This window comes from Pseudomonas sp. 2VD (assembly GCF_005503585.1).
In the GTDB taxonomy this organism is placed as follows: domain Bacteria; phylum Pseudomonadota; class Gammaproteobacteria; order Pseudomonadales; family Pseudomonadaceae; genus Pseudomonas; species Pseudomonas aeruginosa.
Window position 1 is genome coordinate 1 of sequence record NZ_SCND01000370.1, and the last position, 5803, is coordinate 5803.

A 5803-nucleotide genomic window follows, 5' to 3' on the forward strand; every position below is an offset into this window, starting at 1 on the left:
GAGCAGGCCGGGGGCGATGGCGAAGCGCCACAGCGGGCTGGTCAGGGAGGCGTCGAGCCAGGCCGCGCCGAGTTCGTCCTGGCTGGCGCGCATGCCGCTGGCCAGCCAGGCGTCCCAGGGTTCGACGAAGGTGTTCGGCAGGCCGCGGCTGACGAAATCGCCGCGGCCGGCCAGCTTGCCGTAGAAACCGACGCTGTTCAAAGGCGCTCCGGGAGGCTGAAGCCGGACACGACCCGGCTCTTGAAGGGGTTGAAGGCGCTGCTGGCGCGCAGCTCGCAGGCGATGCTGGAGCCGTCGATGCGCAGCCGCAGGGTGAAGCGGTCCGGCGAGTTGCCGCGTTCCAGGTCCGACTGGTCGAGCAGGCGGAACCAGGCCCAGGGGCCCTCCAGGGTCAGGCCGGAACGGCCGCTGCTGGGCGGCGGCGTCACCGTCAGGCGGACCACGCCGAGGCCGTTGGCGCTCGGCCACTGCATCGCCACCGGGCGGGCGGGGCCGTGGTCGTAGGTCAGCTGCTGGCCGTCGAGGTCGAGGATGAACTGGCTGATCGCCGCGTCCATGGTCACCGGCTTGAGTTCGAAGCGCACCGCCGGCTGCATGCCGCCGGAGCGGAAGAAGGCGTCGCGGATCGCCGCCGCGCGCTGGAAGGTGTGCAGCACGCCGGGGTTGATGCCGAGCTTCTGCGCCGCGCCGGGCTGCCAGCGCCAGGTGCTGGCGGAGGTGTCGACGTAGGGTTGCAGGTACTGGCGGAAGTAGCTGTCCATCACCCCACCGGCACCGAAGAAGTGGCCGAAGTCTTCCAGGGTGGCGTCGCGCGAGCTGCCGGCGGCGATCGGGTAGCGCCCGGCCAGGGACTGCCGGTAGACGCTGACCACGTCGCTGATCCAGGCCGCGTTGAGCTGGTTGCGCACGCTGCCCATCATGCTGCTGGTGGTGGAGTTGACCACGTTCTTCACCAGGCCCTGGACCACCGGCGGCTGGCGCTCGGCGCTGAGGGCCACGCGCGAGGCGGCGGCAGCCACCTGGTTCTTGGCGTCGCCGAGCAGCGAGTCGCCGCTGGCTCCGGCCATGGCGCTGACCTGTACGTAGAGCGCGTTCATGTCCTCCAGCAGGCTGTCGATCGGCGCCGGTTCGTTGCCGCCCTCGCCCTTGCTGACCAGGCTGTTGAGTTCGGCGAAGTGGGCGCTGATCGGGTCGCTGTCGGCCTGCTGCGGCTGTTCGCGGGCGCCTTCCTCCTCCTCCTGGCCGACCAGCGAGCCGAGGCGCTGCTTGAGCTTGTCCACGGTGCCGTCGGCGGCCTTCTTCACTTGCGCGGCGACCAGCCGGTCGCCCTTCTGCAGGTCGGTCTCGCGGGCCACCGCCTCGAGCAGCTTGCGGAACGGCGAGGTCGGTCCGGAGAGAATGCGCAGCACGTCGGCGGCCTGGGTGACATTGGTGATCGGCACTACGGTAAGGTCGGCGAGCAGGTCGTCCCACTGCCGCAGGTAGTCCTGGAAGTACAGGCGACGCACGTCGAGGGCCAGGTTGGCGGCGTCGCCGGCATCGTTCAGGTCGCGCCCGAGCACCCACTGTTCCTCGGCGATGGTGCCGGCCTGGCTGAGACTGGCGGTGAGGAATACCTCGCGATAGCCGCGGTAGGTGAAGAAGCCGCTGAGTGGGTCGGTGAGCGGCTTGCCGCTCTTGCGCGCGAACACCAGCGGCGCGTCGCGGCCGGCGGCGTCGCTGATGCGGAAGTCGGGCACGTCCTTGGGCAGCCTCTGCCGCTTGACCCGGTCGTAGACCCGCTGCGCCACCGGCAGTTGCTGCAACTGGCGGCGCAGGTCCTCGACCAGGTCCTGGTCCAGGCGCGCCGACGGCGGCCGCCGTTCGAGCAACGCGTCGAGGTGCGCGTGCAGCGCCTGGCGCTGTTCCGGCGAGAGGTCGCGCGGCAGGTTGCGTTCCCAGTCGAGGCTGATCCAGGCCTTGATGAAGTCGGCGTCGTAGTGGTCCGGGCTGCCGAGCATCAGGTAGGCCTTCAGGCCCTCGTAGAGGAAATCGCTGCTGCCGCCGGAGCGCAACTGTTCCTCGATGCGGGTCACCAGGCGCGGGGCGAACACCGCGATCAGCAGCTTGCGGTAGACGCTGGCGGACTCCTCGCCGAGCATGTCGCCCTGGTACAGCCCGTAGCCTTCGGCCCAGCTTGGCGCGTCGCCGGCGAGATTCTGCACCGCGTTGAGCTGTGGCAGTACGGCCAGGACGTCGCGCTGGGCCGGGCTCAGCGACTCGATGCCGCGCGCCAGCGGGTCGACGCGCTGGTCGACCGCGGCGATGTAGCTCTGGTTGGCGCGGTAGCTGGCGATCCATACCGCCGTCACCGCCAGCACCACCAGCGCGGTGGCGCTCAGCGCGCCGATGGTCAGCCATTTGCGGCGGCGCTCGACCTTCGGGTTGGTGCCGACCAGGCCGCGTTCGCCGAACGCCACTTCGCGGAACAGCCGCTCGATGAAGTAGCTGCGCCCGGTTCCGGTCTGCCGCGCCAGGTGCTGGCGGTCGAGGTTCATCGACTGCGCCATGCTGCCGATCAGGCGGTCGATCGGACTGCCTTCCTGGGTTCCGCTGGTGAAGTACAGGCCGCGCAACAGCGGGCGTTCCTCGTAGGGGTTGGGCTTGAACACGCCGTTGAGGAACTCGCCGAGGCATTCGCGCAGGGCGGCGAATTGCTGCGGGAAGCCGTAGACCAGGTCGCGCCGCGCCGGGTCGCGCTCCTGCTGCAGGCGTTCCACCAGGCGCGCGGTGAGACGCTGTTCGAGCAGGGCGAATTCGCTGTCGAACACCGCCAGCGGGCCTTCCGCGCTCTTGCCGTCGTCGAGGGCGAAGGTCATCCCCCAGACCTGCGCGCGTTCCTCGCGGTTCAGGCTGTCGAAGAACTCCATGAAGCCCGGCACCAGGTCGAACTTGGTCAGCATCACGTAGATCGGGAAGCGCACCCCGAGCTGCTGGTACAGCTCCTGGATGCGCGCGCGGATCGCCTGGGCATGGGCGGCGCGCTCGGCGTCGCTGCCCAGCAGCAGGTCGGAAAGGCTGATGGCGATGAACGCGCCATCGATGGGGCGGCGCTTGCGCTGGGTCTTGAGCAGGTCGAGGAAGCCCAGCCAGGCGGCCTTGTCCACCTGGGCGTGGCTGTCCTGGGTGGTATAGCGGCCGGCGGTGTCCAGCAGCACCGCTTCGTCGGTGAACCACCAGTCGCAGTTGCGCGTGCCGCCGACCCCGCGGATCGCCCCGGCGCCCATCTGTGCGGCGAGCGGGAAGTCCAGGCCGGAGTTCATCAGCGCGGTGGTCTTGCCCGAACCGGGCGGGCCGATGATCACGTACCAGGGCAACTCGTACAGGTTGCGCCGCTCGCTGCCGCCCAGCTTGGCCCGCTTGAGCAGGGCCAGGGCCTCGTCCATGCGTTGCTTGAGGGTCGCCAGCTCTTCGGCGGTGGCGACGCTGGCGGCGTCCGGCGCGCTGACCTCGGCGAGACTCTGCATGACCTTCGCCGCGTTGCGCCGGGCCTGCACGATGCGCAGCACGCGGAAGCCGATCCAGACCAGGAACAGCAGGACGATCAGCACCCAGCGGCTGGTCGCCGAGGCCAGCGGTTCGTAGTTGCCCAGGCGCAGCAGCGGGCCGAGGAACCAGATGATCAGGCTCAGGGCGAGCAGGCCGAGCACCGGCACCACCCAGCGCGCGAAGAAGTTGAGGAAGCCTTTCATTGCGCGCCCTCCGCGAATACGGTGATTTCCACCCGGCGGTTGCGTGCGCGGCCTTCGGCGCTGGCGTTGGTCGCCACCGGCTCGGTGTCGCTGCGCCCTTCGGCGGTGAAGCGGCCGGCGTCGCCGGTGGTCGCGCCGAGCAGGTCGGCGACCTCCTGGGCGCGGGCCTGGGACAGTTTCCAGTTGGACGGGTAGCGCAGCGTGGCGATCGGCCGGTTGTCGCTATGGCCGGTGACCAGCACCTGGCCCTTGACCTTGCGCAGGGCGTCGGCGATGCGCAGCAGCAGCGGCTGGAACTCGTCGCGCACGCTGGCGCTGGCGCTGGCGAACAGCTCGTCGCCGCGGATGGTCACCACCGAGCGGTCGACGGCGTCCTCCACCGCCACTCGCTGGGCCTTGATGTCGTCGGCGAGGAAGCGCGCCAGGCGTGGCCGTTCGATCACCCGCGGCTGCACCGCCGGGCGGTCGATGGCCTGCACCGGGATCTCGCCGATGGCGTGGATGCGCTTGAACACCGGCTCGGCGTCGGCGGCCAGCTTCATCCGCAGGCCGAATAGCAAGGCCAGCAGCAAGGCCAGGCCGATGGCGATACCGACCCACGGCGGCAGGTATTGCGAAAGGCGGTCGCGCATCACGCTGAGGCCGCGCCAGTGCGGCGACAGTTCGTGCTCGTACTCGCCGCGGGTGCTGCGGATCACCGCCGCGGTGCGCTCGCGCAGCGCCTCCAGTTGGCTGCGGCCGTCGTGCATGACCCGGTAGCGGCCTTCGAAGCCGAGGCTGGTGCACAGGTACAGCAGCTCCAGCAGGTGCAGGCGCTGGTGCGGGTTCTGCAGGCAGTGTTCGAGCAACTGGAAGACCTTCTCGCCGCCCCAGGCCTCGTTGTGCAGGGTGATCAGCAGGCTCTGCTTGCCCCAGTCGCTGGTGCTGCCCCACGGCGTGCTGAGCACCGCTTCGTCGAGGGCGGTGCAGAGCACGTAGCGCGCCAGCATCACTTCGTCCGGCGCCACGCCGGCCTGGCGTGCCTTCTCCTCGAACTGGCGCAGGTAGCCGAGCAGTTGCGCGCGCAGGCTGGCCGGCGCCGGATGGGCGATGGTGTTGCGCAGGCGGGTGAGCATCGCCAGCAGTGGGCCGGCGGCCTGCTCCAGCGGGTTGAGGCCGTCGCCGCGGCCGCTCAGCGGCGCCAGGCTGGCCATCGGCGGCGGCGTGTAGGGATCGCCGCCGCGGGGGCCGGCGGCCGGTTCCGGGGCGCGGCCGCCGGGACGCGGCATGATCATGGTGCGGTCGTCGGGCGGGCTTCCGTTGCCGCCGCCGGCCGGGGTGCCGAAGGGATCGTCGATGGGAGGCATCGTTGCTTATCCTCGAATGGCCCAGAAGGCCAGGTTCAGCCCGGGGAACTGGCCGGCGATGTGGAAGGCGAAGCCGCCGGAGTGCGTCAGCTGCTTCCAATGCGCGCTGCCGCGGTCCAGTTCGAAATAGGTGGAGCCGGCGTGGTAGGGGATCTGCCGCGGCGCCACCGGCATCGGCAGCAGGCCGATACCCGGCAGTTGCAGGTTGACCAGGTCGCGGATGTGCTCCACCGAGCCGACCTTGGCCTGCTGCGGGAAGTGCCCGCGCAGGCTCTCGCCGGGGACGTCGGCGCGCACCACCAGGACGAAGCTGGCGTTGTCGATCAGGCTGCGGTCGCTGAGCATCGCGACGTGCACGCCGTAGGCCTTCTCGACGATCGGGATGGCGATCGCCTTGGCGTCGATCACCGTCGCCAGCGCCTGGCGCAGGGCGAGCATCACCGGGGCGAAGCTGGCGGCCAGGTCGTCGTGGTTGTACACCGGGTACTCCTCGGGACGCCGCTGGCTGGCGGTGAAGGTGCAGAACTCGCCGGCCAGGGCCACCAGTTCGCGGTACAGCTCCTGCGGGTGCAGCGGGCGCACGCGGGACAGGTGACCGGTGAGGGCCTCGGCGCGGTTGACCAGTTGCAGCAGCAGGAAGTCGGCGATTTCCGAGGCGCCCCCGGCGCTGGAGGCCACCACCCGCCCGGCGAGGGCTTCGCCGCGCTGGTGGAGCAGGCCCAGCAG

4 protein-coding genes are annotated in these 5803 nt (G+C 70.4%); all 4 read right to left on the reverse strand.

Annotation, left to right across the window (positions count from 1 at the left end; genetic code table 11):
* Positions 1-201: type VI secretion system-associated protein TagF (gene tagF, locus FFS27_RS27305; RefSeq protein WP_137952336.1), on the reverse strand; the 201-nt coding region annotated here is incomplete at its 3' end.
* Positions 198-3731: a type VI secretion system membrane subunit TssM gene (gene tssM, locus FFS27_RS27310; protein WP_003111851.1), complete on the reverse strand. Its 3534-nt coding sequence runs from the start codon at positions 3729-3731 to the stop codon at positions 198-200. The genes tagF and tssM, both read right to left, overlap by 4 nt.
* Complete coding sequence (locus FFS27_RS27315) at positions 3728-5077, reverse strand: DotU family type VI secretion system protein (RefSeq protein WP_014603461.1); 1350 nt, start codon at positions 5075-5077, stop codon at positions 3728-3730. Before FFS27_RS27315 ends, tssM begins: the two co-directional genes overlap by 4 nt.
* Before the next feature lie 6 nt (positions 5078-5083).
* A partial coding sequence (tssK, locus tag FFS27_RS27320) for a type VI secretion system baseplate subunit TssK (protein ID WP_137952337.1) occupies positions 5084-5803 on the reverse strand: 720 nt, incomplete at its 5' end.